Raw genomic sequence first — 15,099 nt, forward strand, 5'->3', positions numbered from 1 at the left:
TGCTTTGATCGGTGCGCGGCACGCCGGTGGCCGGTTCCGGGCCCTCACCTCGGAACGCGGGCGTGCGTGCCTCACCGCTCCCCCTTTTACGTCAGCACGAGAGGAAAGACCTGTCATGAACCTCGTCCCCCAGGTCGAAACGGCTGAGATCTCCGACGCGGACCTGGACCAGGTGGCCGGCGGCACCATCGGCATCGACGCCGGCGCCGCCGTCATCACCGCCGGTGGTGCGCTCGGCGCAGGTTTCCACGCGGAGGCCGGCCCGTTCTCGCTCACCGCCGGTCTGGGCGCCTCGGCGGCCTTCGGCGGCGCCTCGGCGCAGGGTCACGCGCAGACGACCATGCTCTGAGCCGCGCGCCTGAATGAGCGTGAGCCCCGGACCGCTGTGTCCGGGGCTCTCTCCTTGCCGTTGTCGGCCGACAACGTCGGTCACACGAGCACCTTGTAGCCGTCGAACAGAGGTGATCTCACCGCCGACAAACAAGGATGCCGCCGAGGCACGTGATCTCGTACGCACCGTGCCGGGCGATACAGTCGGCGACGATTGCACGCGCTCTGTCGATGGTCTCGTCGAAGGGGACGTCGTGCTGGTCCGCCCAGGCGCGATACGAAGCCATGTGGGCGATGACAGGCTCGGGATCACGAACAGTGATGGTTCCTGGCAGTTCGACGACCTCCACTCGGCTGAACTCGTTGCCAAGCAAGGCTGGAGCTTTCTCCAGGGAGAACCGAGCGCTGAGCGAGATTCGGGCCGGACCGCGGTCAATGCCGAGGACGTCTCCGGCGGCCCGCTGCCAGAGGTCGTCGAGTTCGGCCTTGTCGCGATCGCTGTTGGTGGAAGCGATGACCAATCCGTCACGGGCTACGACCCGGGCCAATTCTCTGATCGCCTGGGGGATGTCGGGCACGTGGTACAGCATGTGGAGCGCGAGAGCCGCGTCGACGCTCTTCGCGGCCAGCGGCAGCCTCGTGGCATCCGCCACGGCAACCGGGCCAGGGACGCTGGCGAGAATGCCCGGGGCGATGTCGAGACCGAGCAGAGACAGGTCCGGGCGGTCCTGACGAAGTCGCTGGATGAACTTGCCGTTGCCGCAACCGATGTCCACGACCCGGCCGCGTACGTCACCCAGCCGCTCGGCGACGAGGCCGGGGAGGTCGTACCGGGGTGTCTGCCACCGATAAAGCGACTGCCTGGCAGACAGGTCCCGGTCTCCGTTGTAGGCGCTGTCCGCCAGGCGGGTCCGGTCGGTGACGGCTGCGTCGTGGGCAGCGGGCAGGTCGGTCACGTCGGCAACTCCGGAGGGTGGGCGGCGGGCAAGGACGCACGGACGGCCGTGTGCTGGAGTCGTTCACGCAGGTGTACCGCCTGCGCAGCCCCACCGTACTGCGGCGCTCCCAGTTCCCGCCCGAGAGCGGTGAGCCGACGCACGATACTGGCCGACATCCGCTCCGGCGACGCCTCAAGAACGAAGCCGAGCTTCTCCGCCGTACCGTCCAGGTCGCCTAGGAGCAGGTGCCCGCGTGCGAGATCGAGGTGCGCGGCGAACAGGTCGCCTACCGACTGGTCGTCTCCGTCCGCGCTGCGGTAGAGGCGAATGGCCGTCTCGGCACTGACGATGGCCCGCTGGACCTGCTCCTGCCCGCCCACGGCCAGGAGGGTCGTCCCGGCGTACGCGAACTGCTTGGCCGCAGGGAAGTCGAATACTCCCCCTACCTCGTCCCGGCCCGTGATCGCCTCACGAGATCGTTCGGCATCCGCCAGGGCATCGAGCGCACGGCCCGAGTCGCCGCATATCGCCAACGCCCGCGCCTCCAGACTCGCAAGCCGTGCGCCGATGGTGCCGCTCGCCCTGTGGCACAGACCGGCCTGCGCCAGCCGGGCCGCCTGCTCGTGCCTTCCCATCCAGTACGCGATCAACGATTCCACCGCACGGACCCACGCGAACATCCCTTCGTGTCCGACCACCTCGGCACAAGCCCGGGCGGTGCGGGCGTGTGTGGCGGCGGAGTCGTAGTCTCCGAGGTCGAGACAGACGTGTGCGGACAGGCCGCAGAGGCGAGAGGCGGAGAGGTAGAGGTCGGTGGTCTGCCGGGGGTGTTGACGTCCGCGCAGCAGCTCGAACACTCCGTCCCGCAATCGCTTGATCTCCACGTACTGCTCCATCAGCGGATGGCTGACGTACGTACGAGCGAGGCGGCCGACGTCCGCCTCCAGTTGCTCTACGACGACCTCGTCGGCGTTGCGCTGCGCAATGAACCGGGCAAACTCGGCCGACCGCCACGCGTCCGCCGAGAGCGGCTCCGCCCGGGCATCGGAGTTTCGGACCGGCTGCGGAGAGGGTGCTTGCTCGACGCCAACTGCACCGGCCTCGTCACGCTGCCCCTTGCTTACGGCAACAGCTTGGTCGAGCGTGGCGACGTCCACACCGTAGGCCTGTGCCAGGTACTTGCGGGTGTATGGCACAGGGATCCGCGCTTCGCGCTCGTACCGCCCGATCTCCTTGCCGGTCTTCGCCGACCGCCCTTCCAGAGTGTTGTACTCGTCGGCGACCCTCTGCTGGCTCCAGCCGCGCGCTGTGCGCAGCCGGACGAGCAAGGCGCCGATTCCGGTGTCGCCCATGCCGTCCCCCAGGAACACGTGACCTCTGGCCCCCATAGTGGCCCCCGCGTTGGCCCCCGTGCTGGCTCCCGACCCAAATGGGTTAAGCCGCTTTGCTGTTGGCCATGGCAAGCAGACTCACCTCCGAGGTGGCCAACGCCCTGTCGGACCGCCTTCCGGGCAGGGACCGGCACCGCACCATGCTCTTCCCACGCCGCCGGACCGCGCCAGGTGCCGCTCGCGACTTCGTCGTCGCCACGCTGAGCGAGTGGGGCGAGAAGAGCCGCCTCGACGATATGCGGCTGTGTGCCTCGGAACTCGTCACCAACGCTGTGATTCACGGGGCGCCCGCAGGCCGGCTGGTCCTCGTGCGTGTCGACTCCCTGGACGACGGGTTGCGCCTTGAGGTCCACGACTCCGGCGACGACGCCCCGACCCAACGCATCCCCGAGGAGTCCGCCGTCGACGGTCGCGGCCTGCTGATCGTCTCCGCCACGGCGGACAGATGGGGCGTGCAGGAGAGGACCGGTCCCGGAAAGTGCGTCTGGGCCGCATTCGACCGCGACAAGAGCGAGGCGGCAGCACCGCCGTCCCGCGATACCGAACCGCAGGGGGACACGTCATGACCATGCACCCCGTCTCGCCGAACACCGTTCTCGCCAACGCTCTCCACCACGCCGAGGACGTTCTTGCCCCTCGCGTCATCGCCAACCCGCCCGAGCGAATCGTGCTGGTCGTCGGGACCCAGATCAACGGCGCCCCGCACATCGGAACCTCGCTCGTGCAGTCCCTGGCCTTCGCCTTGGCCGTCCGACTGCGTGACCGCTTCGACCTCCCCACCGAGGTGTTGTTCAGCGCCCTCGACAACGCCCCGTACGAACTGACCACCGACCCGGTCAGCGGTCACCGCTACCAGCGCGCCTATGCCCAAGCCATGGACGAGCGGGACCTGAACGACCTCATCACCGCTCTCTACCAGCCGCTCTTCACCACCCTGTCCAGGCGTCTGAGCATCCCGCACCACATCGAGACGTACTCGCAACAGCAGGCCGGTGAGCACTACCGTCGCACCTGGCTGCGCCTCCTCCCCCGCATCGACGCCGCCCGCTGGTGGCTAGCGCCTTCCACCGGCATCCCGCACCTCCGTGTCCCCTGCCCGCACACCGACTGCGGCTGGGCGGAGAAGCACGCCGAACGCACCCGGGTCGGCCGCATCGAAGCCAAGGCGGCGACGGTCTCCGCCGTCTGCTTGCACCACGGCCCGTACGAGACCAAGGTCATGCCCACCGCCGGCGCGTACCTGGACTTGGCCACGCTCTACCGCAACCTGGTCAAGGAACTCGCCCTGACCAGCCCCCAAGGCACGCTGCACGTCATGGTCAAGGGAGGTGACTGGGTCTTCGGCTCCCACCTCGTCGACGAGGCGCTGCATGCCGTGGGCCTCACCCGCGCACAGCTCCCGGCCCGGCTGTTCTGCCCTCAGGTCGTGTCCGACACCGGCGCCAAGCTGTCCAAATCCCTCGTACGAGAAGGCCGTGCCCCCTTGCCCGAGGGCGTCGCCCCTTGGATGCTCGACACCCGGCAGTGGCCCGGCACCGTCACCGAGTACGCGGACCAACTGCTCGGCATGACCGAAACTCTGCTCTCTGACCCCCGCCACTTCTTCCGTTCTTATTCGGTCGCTGAGATCAGCCGCCTGATCACCGCACCGTCCGCGAGGAGCGTTCCCACCCGATGACCGACCGCACAGCCCGCGTCCGCGAACTCAACCTCTATCGCCAGTACTTCGACCTCGTCGCAGCGGGCACCAAGACCATCGAGGTACGAGTCAAGTACCCGCACCTCGCCGACCTCGCCGTCGGCGACACCATCCGCTTCCGTATCAAGGACACCTGCGAGAGCTGCGACGTGATGGTCCTGCGGGTCACCGAGTACCCCGACTTCAATGCACTCCTCGACGGGGAAGGACCGTCCCACGTCAATCCGACTGTCACCCGCGACCAGCAACTCGCCAACATCCGATCCATCTACGGCCCCGAAAAGGAAGCCCTCGGCGCGCTGGCCATCGAGATCGAGCGCGTGCCTTGACCGTTTGCCGGGCGCTCCTGCCCGTCGACCGTCCAGGTGATGTACTCACGGTCAGCGAGGAGAGGGACCAGCAGAAACCGGCGGGGTGCCGCTGTCCAGCAGCGAGGCGAGGACCAGCTCCCCGTGGGTCCACAGCAGGGCACCCCCGATCCCCGGTACGACGTGGCGGCGGGCCCCGGGGATCCGCGTCGCGAGGAGGGCGCCGTTGTCCGGGGAGTGGCTGGTGTCGTGTTCGCCGTACCAGATGTCGACCGGGACGGTGAGCGCGTCGAGTGCGAAGGGCCAGCGGCCCATGGCGAGGACGGTGTCGCGGGCGTAGCCGGCCGCCGCGCCCTGGGCGAAGCCTTCCGCCAGGGCGCGGCGGTAGGCGGCCGAGAAGCCGTTCTCCCGGTACACGGCGAGGTCGCAGGCCGGGCTGCCGCCCATGACCATGTCCCACATCGCCTCCGCGTCGAAGCCCGCGAAGAACTCCTCGGCGCCGGACGGGTCCCGTACGGCCCGTTCGGTCAGCGCGCGCAGCTCGGCAGGCAGCGCGGCGGCGAACTCGGGGGCCGCCACCTCGTCGGCGGCCGATACGAGGGCCAGCGCGGAGGCGAGGCCCGCCTCGGCGCAGGCGAGGGCGAACGGGGCGCCCTGGGAGTTGCCGGCCACGGCCGGGCGGCCCAGGCCCCGCAGGGCGCACAGGGCGCGCACGTCGGCGGCGAAGTCGGTGAAGGTGCGGCCGGGGGCGGGGGTGGAGGCGCCCAGGCCGGGGCGGTCGACGGAGATCAGGCGGACGCCGAGCGCTTCCACGACGCCCGCGCCGAAGCCGAGCCGACGGCTCGTGGCCGCGCCGGGGCAGAGCAGGACCGGTACGCCGTCCTGCGGGCCCCACTCGGCCCAGCCGAGCAGGCGTCCGTCGGGGAGAGGGGTCTCACCGAGGCGGGCGGGGGCGGTGACGGGGACGGCGGTCATGTGGCGCATCCTCGCGCCGCGGGGCGCGGCCGCGCACGCGGTTTTCGGTGCCGCCGTACGGCCACACCCAGCCAGGCGCCCGCGGCACCCCCGCCGTCACCGCCGTACGGCTTCCGCCCCCTCCGGCACGTGCCCCGCGACCACCCGCTCGCGCCCGGCGGCCACAGCGGCGGCGCCCCGGCGCCGGTCCACCGCCCACGCCGCGCCCGCGACCGCCAGGCCGAGCACCGCGAGCCCCGCGCCCGCCGTCGCCGGGGAGGTGACGCCGAAGCCCGCGGCCAGGGCGAGGCCGCCGATCCAGGCGCCGCCGGCGTTGGCGAGGTTGAAGGCGGCCTGGTTGGCCGAGGAGGCGAGGGAGGGGGCCGCGGCGGCCTTCTCCATGACCATCAGCTGGAGGGGGGAGCCGGTGATGAAGGCGGCCATGCCGAGCAGGGCCACCGCGACGGCCGCCGTCACCGGGGTGCGCATCAGGAGCGGGAAGAGGGCGAGGACGACGACCAGGGAGGCGAGGCCGCCGAAGAGGGTGCCCCGCAGGGAGTGGTCGGCCAGGCGGCCGCCCAGCAGGTTGCCCGCGGTGGCGCCGACGCCGAACAGGGCGAGCAGCAGCGTCACACTGGCCTCGGCGAAGCCGGCGGCGTCCGTGAGCATCGGCGTGATGTAGCTGTACGCGGCGAAGAGCGCGCCGAAGCCCGCGACCGTGGTGCCGAGGGCCAGCCAGACGGGCACCGAGCGCAGGGCGGCCAGTTCGCCGCGCAGGCCGGTGGCGGGGGCGGGGGCGTGGTCGCGGGGTATCAGGGCGACCAGCGCCGCTATCGCCGCGACGCCGATCGCGCTGACGCCGAGGAAGGTCGCCCGCCAGCCGAGCTGCTGGCCCATGGCCGTGGCGGCGGGGACGCCGACGATGTTGGCGACGGTCAGGCCCAGGAACATCAGGGAGACGGACCGGGCCTTGCGTTCCGGCGCGACCATGCCGGTGGCGACCACCGCGCCGACGCCGAAGAAGGCGCCGTGCGGAAGGCCGCTGACGAAGCGGGCGGCGAGGAGGGAGACCTCGCCGGGAGCGACGGCGGACAGGGCGTTGCCGACCACGAACAGCGCCATCAGGGCGATCAGGACCGTGCGGCGGGACATCCGCGCGGTCGCCGCCGCGAGCAGCGGGGCGCCGATGACGACGCCGAGGGCGTACGCCGAGACCAGGTGGCCGGCGATGGGGATCGAGATGTCCAGGTCGTCCGCGACGTCGGGCAGCAGGCCCATCATCACGAACTCGGTGGTGCCGATGCCGAAGGCGCCCACGGCGAGGGCGAGCAGGGCCAGGGGCATGAGGGGTCTCGCCTTTCGAGAGCTTCGAGCGGAGCGCGTACGGGAAGGGGGACGTCGTTATGTTCCCGTACGGAACAAAGGCTCTCAGGGCAAGTATTCCGCCGACGAATCTCAGGAGGCGGTTGTGTCGACCTTCACACGCGCGGCGATCGGGAGGTGGTCGCTGCCGGTGGCCGGGAGGGTCCAGCTGGTCGTCGGTTCGACGCCGCTGACCAGGATCTGGTCGATGCGGGCCATCGGGAACGCCGCCGGCCAGCTGAAGCCGAAGCCGTCGCCCACCGCGCCCTGCGGGGAGCGCATCTGGGAGGTGATGGCGGTGAGGGCGCGGTCGTTCATGGTGCCGTTGAGGTCGCCGAGCAGGATCTTGCGGTCCAGCTTCTCGTCGGCGATGGCCTCGCCGAGGGCGTTGGCGCTCTTGTCCCGCTGCCGGGCGGTGAAGCCGGCCTCCAGCTTCACCCGGACGGAGGGCAGGTGGGCGACGTACACCGCGACCGGCCCGGCGGGCGTGGCGACGGTGGCGCGCATCGCGCGCTTCCAGCCGAGCTGGATGTCCACGGGCTTCACGTCGCTCAGCGGGTACTTGCTCCACAGCCCGACCGTGCCGACGACGGCGTGGTGCGGGTACTTCGCCTCCAGCGCCTTCTCGTACGTGGGCACCGCGGTCGCCTTCAGCTCCTCCAGGGCCATCACGTCCGCGCCGGCGGCGGCCACGGCGCGGGCGGTCCCAGCCGGGTCGGCGTTGTCGGCGTTGACGTTGTGCGTGGCGACGGTGAGGTCGCCGCCGGCGCCGGTCTTGTCGAAGAGGAGGCCGCCGAAGAGGTTGAACCACACGCTGACCGGCAGCACCAGCGCGATCAGCGCCGTCGCCGACTTGCGGGCCAGCGCGATCACCAGCAGGACGGGGATCAGCAGGCCGAACCACGGCAGGAAGGTCTCGGTGAGGCTGCCGAGGTTGCCGACGGCGTTCGGGATGTGGGAGTGGGCCGCCATGACGCCCGCCAGGACGATGGCCACCGCCGCGGTGATCAGCCCCCGGCGCCAGATCCGCCGGTCGCCGCGCCAGCCGGTGACCGCCCGGTCGTACAGGCGCCGAATCCGGGTCACCCGCGGCTCGGGCCCCGAGCCGCCGTCGTCCGTCTCCGTGATGTACGCCTGCTGCGCCATACCGTCGCCTCACTGCCTGCCGTGCACACCGTCGCCCCCCGTGACTCAGCACCCTAGGGGATGATCGGTTCCGTTCCTGCCGTCCCTCGACGGCCGTACGGGCACGAGGACGTGCGGGGCGGCGTCCGGAGTTCCGAACGCCGCCGCCGTGGGCGGCTCTGTGACAGAACGAGCACATTCGCCCCGCCCGGCACAGGGGGCGCTCAGGGCCCGTGGCGGGGGTCCACTAGCCGCCGGGGCGCGGGAAGTGCCACCATGGAAGGGATCCGGGGACGCCGTGAGGGCGCCTCGAGATGACATGAAGGAGCCGTTGCCATGACGCAGCTTTCGGCTGCCCAGACGCCGCAGAGCCGGCCCGCTGACGGGAACAAGGCGCTGTACGGGGGCAAGAGCAACCGTCGTATCACCGTCCGGGACATCGCCGCCGCCAAGGAGCGCGGCGAGAAGTGGCCCATGCTCACCGCCTACGACGCGATGACCGCGTCCGTCTTCGACGAGGCCGGCATCCCGGTCATGCTCGTCGGGGACTCCGCGGGCAACTGCCACCTCGGCTACGACACCACCGTGCCGGTCACCCTCGACGAGATGACCATGCTGTCCGCCGCGGTCGTACGGGGCACCTCGCGCGCCCTGATCGTCGGCGACCTGCCCTTCGGCTCCTACCAGGAGGGGCCGGTGCAGGCGCTGCGCTCGGCGACCCGGCTGGTGAAGGAGGCGGGCGTCGGCGCCGTGAAGCTGGAGGGCGGTGAGCGGTCGCACGAACAGATCCGGCTGCTGGTCGAGTCCGGCATCCCGGTGATGGCGCACATCGGCCTCACCCCGCAGTCCGTCAACGCCATGGGCTACCGGGTGCAGGGCCGGGGCGAGGAGGCGGCCCAGCAGCTGTTGCGCGACGCCAAGGCCGTGCAGGACGCGGGCGCCTTCGCGGTCGTCCTGGAGCTGGTGCCGGCCGAGCTGGCCGCCGAGGTGACGCGGTCGCTGCACATCCCGACGGTCGGCATCGGGGCCGGGCCCGGCACGGACGCCCAGGTACTGGTGTGGACCGACATGCTGGGGCTGACCGGCGGCCGGGTGCCGAAGTTCGTGAAGAAGTACGCCGACCTGCGCCAGGTCATCGGCGACGCGGCGAAGTCCTTCGCCGAGGACGTCGTCGGCGGAACGTTCCCGCAGGAGGAACACTCCGTCCACTGAGCCATCGCGGCACCACCGAACCGGCCCCGCCGATCTTCCCCCGTCGGCGGGGCCGGGGGGCTTCGCCCCCGCCCTTCTTGCGCCTGAACCGGCGCCGCTCTCGCGGAGCTGGTTGCTCGCCGTCGTGGTGCCTCAATTGATGGTTGCGGTGCTCGTCGGTGGTTTGTCGGTGGGCTGTCGGCGATATGTCGGCAGCCCCTGACATCGTCTGGGACATGAAGCGAATCGATGGCAACCCCCCGACCGTCGCGGGCAGCGCGGTCACCGTGCGGGGGCTGGTCAAGCACTACGGCGAGACCAAGGCACTGGACGGCGTCGACCTCGACGTGCGCGAGGGCACCGTGATGGGTGTGCTCGGGCCGAACGGGGCCGGCAAGACCACCCTCGTCCGCATCCTGTCCACCCTCATCACGCCCGACTCCGGCCAGGCGCACGTCGCCGGCTACGACGTCGTACGGCAGCCCCGGCAGCTGCGGCGGGCGATAGGGCTCACCGGGCAGTACGCGTCCGTGGACGAGAAGCTCCCCGGCTGGGAGAACCTCTACATGATCGGGCGCCTGCTCGACCTGTCCCGCAAGGACGCCCGCCGGCGGGCCGACGAACTGCTGGAGCGGTTCTCGCTCACCGAGGCCGCCAAGCGGCCCGCGTCCACCTACTCGGGCGGCATGCGGCGCCGCCTCGACCTGGCCGCCTCCATGATCGGGCACCCGGCGGTGCTGTACCTGGACGAGCCGACCACCGGACTGGACCCGCGAACCCGCAACGAGGTGTGGGACGAGGTCAAGCGCATGGTCGGCGACGGCGTCACCGTGCTGCTCACCACGCAGTACATGGAGGAGGCCGAGCAGCTCGCCTCCGAGCTGACCGTCGTGGACCGGGGCAAGGTCATCGCGAACGGCGGCATCGAGGACCTGAAGGCCAAGGTCGGCGGCCGCACCCTGCGCGTCCGCCCGGCCGACCCGCTCCAGCTGCGCCCGCTCGCCTCCTACCTGGACGAGCTGGGCATCACGGGGCTCGCCAGCTCCACCGTGGACACGGAGCGCGGTGCCGTCCTGGTGCCGATCCTCAGCGACGAGCAGCTGACCGCGGTGGTCGGCGCGGTCAGCGCGCGCGGGATCACCGTCTCCTCCGTCACCACCGAACTGCCCAGCCTGGACGAGGTCTTCCTGTCCCTCACCGGCCACCGCGCCAGTGCCCCGCAGGACCCCGCGCCCAGCACCGAAGACGCCCGCGAGGAGGTCGCCGTATGAGCGCCGCCACCGTCACCCCCACCCCCGCCCCCACTCAGGCTCCCGACGCCCGGATCTCGCTGCGCGGGCACGTGCGGCACACCGGGGCCCTGGTCCGCCGCAACCTGCTGTGGATCCGGCAGGACCCGGAGTCGATGTTCGACGCGCTGCTGATGCCGGTCGTCTTCACCCTGCTGTTCGTGTACGTCTTCGGCGGCTCGATCGGACAGGCCCTGGGCGGCGGCCAGGACGGCTATGTGCAGTACGTGATCCCCGGCATGATCGCGATGATGAGCATGACGCTCTCCCAGGGCGTCGGCACCGGCTTCAGCCAGGACTTCAACTCCGGTGTGATGGACCGCTTCCGGTCGCTGCCGATCGGGCGCGGCTCGGTGCTCTTCGCGAAGATCGCCGTGGAGATGCTGCGGATGCTGTTCGCGACGGCGGTGCTGATGATCGTCGCTGTCCTGGTCGGCTTCGACATCGAGAACTGGGCCGGTCTGTTCGCGGCCGTGGGCCTGTCGGCGGTGTTCGCCTCGTCGATCATGTGGGTGTTCATCACCCTGGGCGTGGTCCTGAAGAACGCCCAGTCCGTGCAGGCCATGGGCTTCCTGGTGCTGTTCCCGCTGCAGTTCGGCTCGTCGATCTTCGCGCCGACGCAGTCGATGCCGGGCTGGTTGCAGGCCTTCACCGACTACAACCCGCTGTCCACGCTCGCCGACGCGGCGCGCGGTCTGATGGTGGGCGGTCCGGTCGCGCACGACCTGTGGATCACGCTGGGCTGGTCGGTGGCGATCACGGCGGTGATGGCGCCGGTCGCGATCCACAAGTTCCGTACGAAGACGTGAGCCGTCCGCAGTGACGTGGTGTCCGGGTCAGACGAGGGCGACGGCCTCCCGCGGGGAGAGGGCGGCGCCCTCCGCGTACGCGGCCTCGTACGCCTCGGCGTCGAGCACCTCGCGCACCCGCGCGGTGGCCCGGACGCGCGCGTCCCGCTCCAGGCCCATCGAGACGTGCTCCGGCGGCAGCATCGCCTCGGCGGCGCCGATGCAGCGGGCGGCGTCGGCGGCCCGGCGCCCGCCGTCCACGCGGGCCAGCGCCATCGCGGCGATGGTCAGGTAGCCGGAGCGCATGTGCGGGGCGACGGCCGAGGACAGCGGGTCCTCGGCCTTCTCCAGCGCCTTGCGGACCTTGTCCAGGCACTCCTCGTGCCGGTCCTCCAGCGTGGCGATCCACGCCTCGGCGGCGAGGATGAAGGCGTCGAAGACGATGAAGTGGGAGATGGCGAAGTCCTCGCGCAGCAGCCGCAGCTGCACCCGGGCCTCGGCGGTCCGGCCGGTCATGCCGAGCCAGCCGGCGAGGAAGAGCCGGGCGGCCGGCATGGCACCGCTGTGCCCGGCCCCGTCGGCGCGGTCGATCACGGCGTACAGGATGCGCTCGCCCTCCTCGTTCTCGCCCTCCTCCAGCAGCACGCTGCCGAGGCGGGCCTCCAGGACGTCCACCTGCGCGTGCGCGCCGAGCCGTTCGGCGTGCCGGGCGGCCTCGCGGTAGTCGGCGGCGGCGAGCCGGAACTCGCCCTCGCGCTCCCGGGCCTCGGCACGGGCGGCCAGCGCCTCGGCGGTGCCCCAGGCGTCGCCGAGGCGGCGGTAGATCTCCAGTGCCTCGTCGGCGTCGCCGGCCGCGTCGCCCGCCCACTCCGTACGGTTGGCGAGGAAGTTGGCGCGCATCTGGAGGCTGCCGGCCAGCGCCCAGTCGTACCCCGGTGTCTCGCGGCAGGTGCGCACGGCGGCGTCCATGATCACGCGCAGGCGCTCCATGTCGCCGGAGAGCATCACGGCGAAGAACCAGAGCAGGCCGGGCGGGGCGCAGGTCTGGGGCATGCCGGGTTCGTACGTCTCGGAGATGACGCGCAGTTTCCGCTTGGCCGCCGGGTTCTGCCAGGCGTCCAGCTCGGTGTCCATGCAGGCGAGGTGGGCGAGGTGGACGCCGCGGCGGGCCTCGGCGAGGACTTCGCCGGTCATCGGGGGCGGGGCGGCCGTGCACCGCTCCCACACCGGCGCGGCGGGGCGCACCGGTTCGGCGAACGGGTCGGGGCCGAGGGTCATGACCTCGCTGAACCAGTTCCGGGCCTCGACCCGCAGGTCGCGCATCTGCCAGTACCAGACCAGCGACAGGGCCAGGCTCAGCGCCTCCTGCTCGTCGCGCTCGGCGATGGCGTGGCGGAGGGCGGTGCGCAGGTTCTCGTACTCGCGTTCCAGCCGCTCGATGGCGGTGAGCTGCCCGGGGCCGCGCAGCAACGGGTCGGTGGTGCGGGCGAGTTCGCGGTAGTACGTCAGGTGCGCGCGCTCGGCGGCGGCCCGGCCGCCGGTCTCGTCGAGGCGTTCGGCGGCGTACTCGGCGACGGTCTCCAGGAGCCGGTAGCGCATGCCGTCGCTCCCGGACGGCGCGGCCACGACCAGGGACTTGTCCACCAGGGAGCCCAGCGCCTCCAGGGCGGCGGGACCGCAGACGGCCTCGGCGGCGGCCAGGTCGCAGCCGCCGGCGAAGACGGACAGGCGGCGCAGCACGTCCCGCTCCTCGTCGTCCAGCAGCTCCCAGGACCAGTCGACGACGGCGCGCAGGGTCTGCTGGCGGGGCAGGACGGTGCGGCTGCCGGAGGTGAGCAGGCGGAAGCGGTCGTCGAGGCGGTCGGCGATCTGGCGGGGGGTCAGCATGCGCAGCCGGGCGGCGGCCAGTTCGATGGCCAGGGGCAGGCCGTCGAGGCGGCGGCAGATCTCGGCGCAGGCGTGCGCCGTCTCCTCGTCGGCGTCGGGGCGGAAGCCGGGGCGGGCGGCGGCTCCCCGGTCGGCGAGCAGGCGCAGCGCGGCCGGTTCGGGCAGCGGCTCCACCGGGCGCAGCAGCTCGCCGGGTACGCCGAGGGGTTCGCGGCTGGTGGCGAGGACGGTGAGGTTCGGGCAGCGGGCGAGCAGGTCCTCGGCGAGGCGGGCGGCGGCGTCGACGACGTGCTCGCAGTTGTCGAGGACGATCAGCATGCGGCGCCGGCCGCAGTGCTCGACGAGGCGCTCGACGGCGGTGGCCTGCCGGTCGGAGGCGGCGACGGCCCGCATCTCCTCGGCGCCGGCGCCGTACAGCACGGTCTCGCGGGCGCCCAGCGCGGTCAGCACGGCCTCCGGTACGGCGCCGGGGTCGTCGACGGGGGCGAGCTCGGCCAGCCAGGCCCCGTCCCGCGCCGGCTCCCCGGCCCCCTCGGCGGCCTCCTGCGACAGCCGGGTCTTGCCGGCACCGCCCGGCCCGAGGAGGGTGACCAGCCGCGTGGTCGCCAGGTCGGCGCGCAGAACGTCCAGGTCGGAGTCCCGGCCGACGAAGGAGGTGAGCCGGGCGCGGAGGTTGCCGCGGGGGCGGGGGGCTGACGCGCCGTCGGACCCACCGGTGCCGACGGGGGCCGCCGGGGCGGGGTGCGCGGTGGGGTCGGCGGGCGCGGTGGGGTCTGCGGGCGCCGCCGGGGCCGGGTACGCCGTGGAGTCGCCGGACGGCGCCGCGTGGGGCGAGGCGGGGGCGGCGGTCCCGGGGCGGGCCGGTGCCGCCGGGGCGGGATGCGCCGCCGGGTCTGCGGGTACGTCGGGGCGGGTCGCCGCTGGGGTGGCGGGTCCGGCAGGGTCGGCGGGTGCCTCGGTACGGGCGGGCGGAGCGGGCGCGGCCGGCGCACCCGGGCGCGCGGCGGATCCCGAGGGCCCGGCGGCCGGCGCACCCGGGCCTTCGGCGGACGTGGCGGGTCCGGTGACCGGCGCGCCCGGCCGCGTCGCGGACGACGGGTCGAACGCCCCCGGATCGAGCAACCGCGCGTGCAGCGCCCGCAGCTCGGGCCCCGGGTCGGCGCCGAGCCGGTCCGCGAGCAGGCGGCGTACGTCCTCGTAGGCGGCCAGCGCCTCGGCGGTGCGGCCGGTGTCGCGCAGGGCGCGCAGCCGCAGTGCCTGGAGGGACTCGTCCAGGGGGTGGCCGTCGCACAGCGCGGTCAGCTCCGGCAGGGAGTGCTCGGCCTGCCCCAGGTGCAGGGCGGCGGAGTGGCGGGCGCGCAGGGCGTCCAGGTGCCGCGCCTCCCAGCGGGCCGCCTCGGCGGTGCGGTCGGGCAGGTCGGCGAGGGCCGGGGCGTTCCACAGGCCGAGGGCGTCGTCGAGCACGACGGCCGCCTTGGCGGGGTCGCCGTCGGCGAGGGCGCGGGTGCCCTCGCCGGCCAGCCGGTCGAAACGGTGCAGGTCGATGTCGTCGGGGCCGGCGGTGAGCCGGTAGCCGCCGTCGGCGGAGGCCACCGCGTCCGCGCCGAGCGCCCGGCGCAGCCGTCCGACCAGCGCCTGGAGCGCACCCGGCGCGTCGGCGGGCGGGTCGCCCGCCCACACCTCCTCCACGAGCAGCCCCGCGGGCACGGTGCGGCCGGCCCGCAGGGCGAGCACGGTCAGCAGTGCGCGCAACCGCGCCCCGCCGACGGGGACGGCCGTGCCGTCGGGGCGGAGTGCCTGTGTGGTGCCGAGGATGCGATAGCGCACGGGCTCCATT

Annotated in this window: 13 protein-coding genes; 7 read left to right on the top strand and 6 right to left on the bottom strand. The window is 72.6% G+C overall.

Features of this window, described 5'->3' with window-relative positions:
* Positions 1–115 precede the first annotated feature (115 nt).
* Positions 116–349, top strand: a complete 234-nt coding sequence (locus tag AMK11_RS02400; RefSeq protein WP_073722380.1) for a hypothetical protein — start codon at positions 116–118, stop codon at positions 347–349.
* A gap of 118 nt (positions 350–467) precedes the next feature.
* Here the strand turns inward: AMK11_RS02400 and AMK11_RS02405 are convergent, their stop codons facing one another.
* Complete coding sequence (locus AMK11_RS02405) at positions 468–1,286, bottom strand: class I SAM-dependent methyltransferase (RefSeq protein WP_073722382.1); 819 nt, start codon at positions 1,284–1,286, stop codon at positions 468–470.
* On the bottom strand, positions 1,283–2,620 hold the full coding sequence (locus tag AMK11_RS02410) for a helix-turn-helix domain-containing protein (RefSeq protein WP_073723876.1): 1,338 nt from the start codon (positions 2,618–2,620) through the stop codon (positions 1,283–1,285). Before AMK11_RS02410 ends, AMK11_RS02405 begins: the two co-directional genes overlap by 4 nt.
* A 104-nt stretch (positions 2,621–2,724) precedes the next feature.
* Between AMK11_RS02410 and AMK11_RS02415 the strand changes: the two genes are divergently transcribed.
* From AMK11_RS02415 to AMK11_RS02425, 3 genes are read left to right on the top strand one after another with little or no spacing between them, the layout of a single operon-like run.
* Entirely contained in the window at positions 2,725–3,225 is a 501-nt protein-coding gene (locus tag AMK11_RS02415; protein ID WP_073723878.1) for an ATP-binding protein, read from the top strand.
* Entirely contained in the window at positions 3,222–4,337 is a 1,116-nt protein-coding gene (locus AMK11_RS02420; protein WP_073722384.1) for a hypothetical protein, read from the top strand. The genes AMK11_RS02415 and AMK11_RS02420 overlap by 4 nt, the downstream gene beginning before the upstream one ends.
* Positions 4,334–4,687: an ASCH domain-containing protein gene (locus AMK11_RS02425; RefSeq protein ID WP_073722386.1), complete on the top strand. Its 354-nt coding sequence runs from the start codon at positions 4,334–4,336 to the stop codon at positions 4,685–4,687. Before AMK11_RS02420 ends, AMK11_RS02425 begins: the two co-directional genes overlap by 4 nt.
* A 51-nt stretch (positions 4,688–4,738) precedes the next feature.
* On the opposite strand, the gene AMK11_RS02430 is transcribed toward AMK11_RS02425, so the two are convergent.
* The 3 genes from AMK11_RS02430 to AMK11_RS02440 all read right to left on the bottom strand — a co-directional run bounded on the left by AMK11_RS02430 (position 4,739) and on the right by AMK11_RS02440 (position 8,128).
* On the bottom strand, positions 4,739–5,641 hold the full coding sequence (locus tag AMK11_RS02430; protein WP_073722388.1) for an alpha/beta fold hydrolase: 903 nt from the start codon (positions 5,639–5,641) through the stop codon (positions 4,739–4,741).
* Positions 5,642–5,737: 96 nt separating this feature from the next.
* Positions 5,738–6,964, bottom strand: coding sequence for an MFS transporter (locus AMK11_RS02435; RefSeq protein WP_073722390.1), 1,227 nt, complete (start codon positions 6,962–6,964; stop codon positions 5,738–5,740).
* A 111-nt stretch (positions 6,965–7,075) separates the two neighbouring features.
* Positions 7,076–8,128, bottom strand: coding sequence for an endonuclease/exonuclease/phosphatase family protein (locus AMK11_RS02440; RefSeq protein ID WP_079187172.1), 1,053 nt, complete (start codon positions 8,126–8,128; stop codon positions 7,076–7,078).
* Positions 8,129–8,443: 315 nt separating this feature from the next.
* Here AMK11_RS02440 and panB point away from each other — a divergent pair, with 315 nt between their 5' ends.
* The 3 genes from panB (at position 8,444) to AMK11_RS02455 (ending at position 11,396) form a co-directional block, all read left to right on the top strand.
* A complete protein-coding gene (gene panB / locus AMK11_RS02445) occupies positions 8,444–9,319 on the top strand; it encodes a 3-methyl-2-oxobutanoate hydroxymethyltransferase (protein WP_073722392.1) in 876 nt (291 codons plus the stop codon).
* A gap of 215 nt (positions 9,320–9,534) precedes the next feature.
* Positions 9,535–10,569: an ATP-binding cassette domain-containing protein gene (locus AMK11_RS02450; RefSeq protein ID WP_073722394.1), complete on the top strand. Its 1,035-nt coding sequence runs from the start codon at positions 9,535–9,537 to the stop codon at positions 10,567–10,569.
* Positions 10,566–11,396 (top strand): ABC transporter permease, encoded by an 831-nt coding sequence (locus tag AMK11_RS02455; RefSeq protein WP_073722396.1) that lies wholly within the window; start codon positions 10,566–10,568, stop codon positions 11,394–11,396. Before AMK11_RS02450 ends, AMK11_RS02455 begins: the two co-directional genes overlap by 4 nt.
* Before the next feature lie 27 nt (positions 11,397–11,423).
* Here the strand turns inward: AMK11_RS02455 and AMK11_RS02460 are convergent, their stop codons facing one another.
* Positions 11,424–15,098, bottom strand: a complete 3,675-nt coding sequence (locus AMK11_RS02460; RefSeq protein ID WP_073722430.1) for an AfsR/SARP family transcriptional regulator — start codon at positions 15,096–15,098, stop codon at positions 11,424–11,426.
* Position 15,099: the final 1 nt, after the last annotated feature.

The organism is Streptomyces sp. CB02414 (assembly GCF_001905385.1).
Classification (GTDB): domain Bacteria; phylum Actinomycetota; class Actinomycetes; order Streptomycetales; family Streptomycetaceae; genus Streptomyces.

What these genes read in the sequence shown, in the direction of transcription:
- AMK11_RS02410 (WP_073723876.1), bottom strand. Translation starts at nt 2,620, where the DNA reads ATGGGCGACACCGGAATCGGCGCCTTGCTCGTCCGGCTGCGCACAGCG.
- AMK11_RS02455 (WP_073722396.1), top strand. Translation starts at nt 10,566, where the DNA reads ATGAGCGCCGCCACCGTCACCCCCACCCCCGCCCCCACTCAGGCTCCC.
- AMK11_RS02450 (WP_073722394.1), top strand. Translation starts at nt 9,535, where the DNA reads ATGAAGCGAATCGATGGCAACCCCCCGACCGTCGCGGGCAGCGCGGTC.
- AMK11_RS02430 (WP_073722388.1), bottom strand. Translation starts at nt 5,641, where the DNA reads ATGACCGCCGTCCCCGTCACCGCCCCCGCCCGCCTCGGTGAGACCCCT.
- panB (WP_073722392.1), top strand. Translation starts at nt 8,444, where the DNA reads ATGACGCAGCTTTCGGCTGCCCAGACGCCGCAGAGCCGGCCCGCTGAC.
- AMK11_RS02420 (WP_073722384.1), top strand. Translation starts at nt 3,222, where the DNA reads ATGACCATGCACCCCGTCTCGCCGAACACCGTTCTCGCCAACGCTCTC.
- AMK11_RS02400 (WP_073722380.1), top strand. Translation starts at nt 116, where the DNA reads ATGAACCTCGTCCCCCAGGTCGAAACGGCTGAGATCTCCGACGCGGAC.
- AMK11_RS02435 (WP_073722390.1), bottom strand. Translation starts at nt 6,964, where the DNA reads ATGCCCCTGGCCCTGCTCGCCCTCGCCGTGGGCGCCTTCGGCATCGGC.
- AMK11_RS02415 (WP_073723878.1), top strand. Translation starts at nt 2,725, where the DNA reads ATGGCAAGCAGACTCACCTCCGAGGTGGCCAACGCCCTGTCGGACCGC.
- AMK11_RS02440 (WP_079187172.1), bottom strand. Translation starts at nt 8,128, where the DNA reads ATGGCGCAGCAGGCGTACATCACGGAGACGGACGACGGCGGCTCGGGG.
- AMK11_RS02460 (WP_073722430.1), bottom strand. Translation starts at nt 15,098, where the DNA reads ATGGAGCCCGTGCGCTATCGCATCCTCGGCACCACACAGGCACTCCGC.
- AMK11_RS02425 (WP_073722386.1), top strand. Translation starts at nt 4,334, where the DNA reads ATGACCGACCGCACAGCCCGCGTCCGCGAACTCAACCTCTATCGCCAG.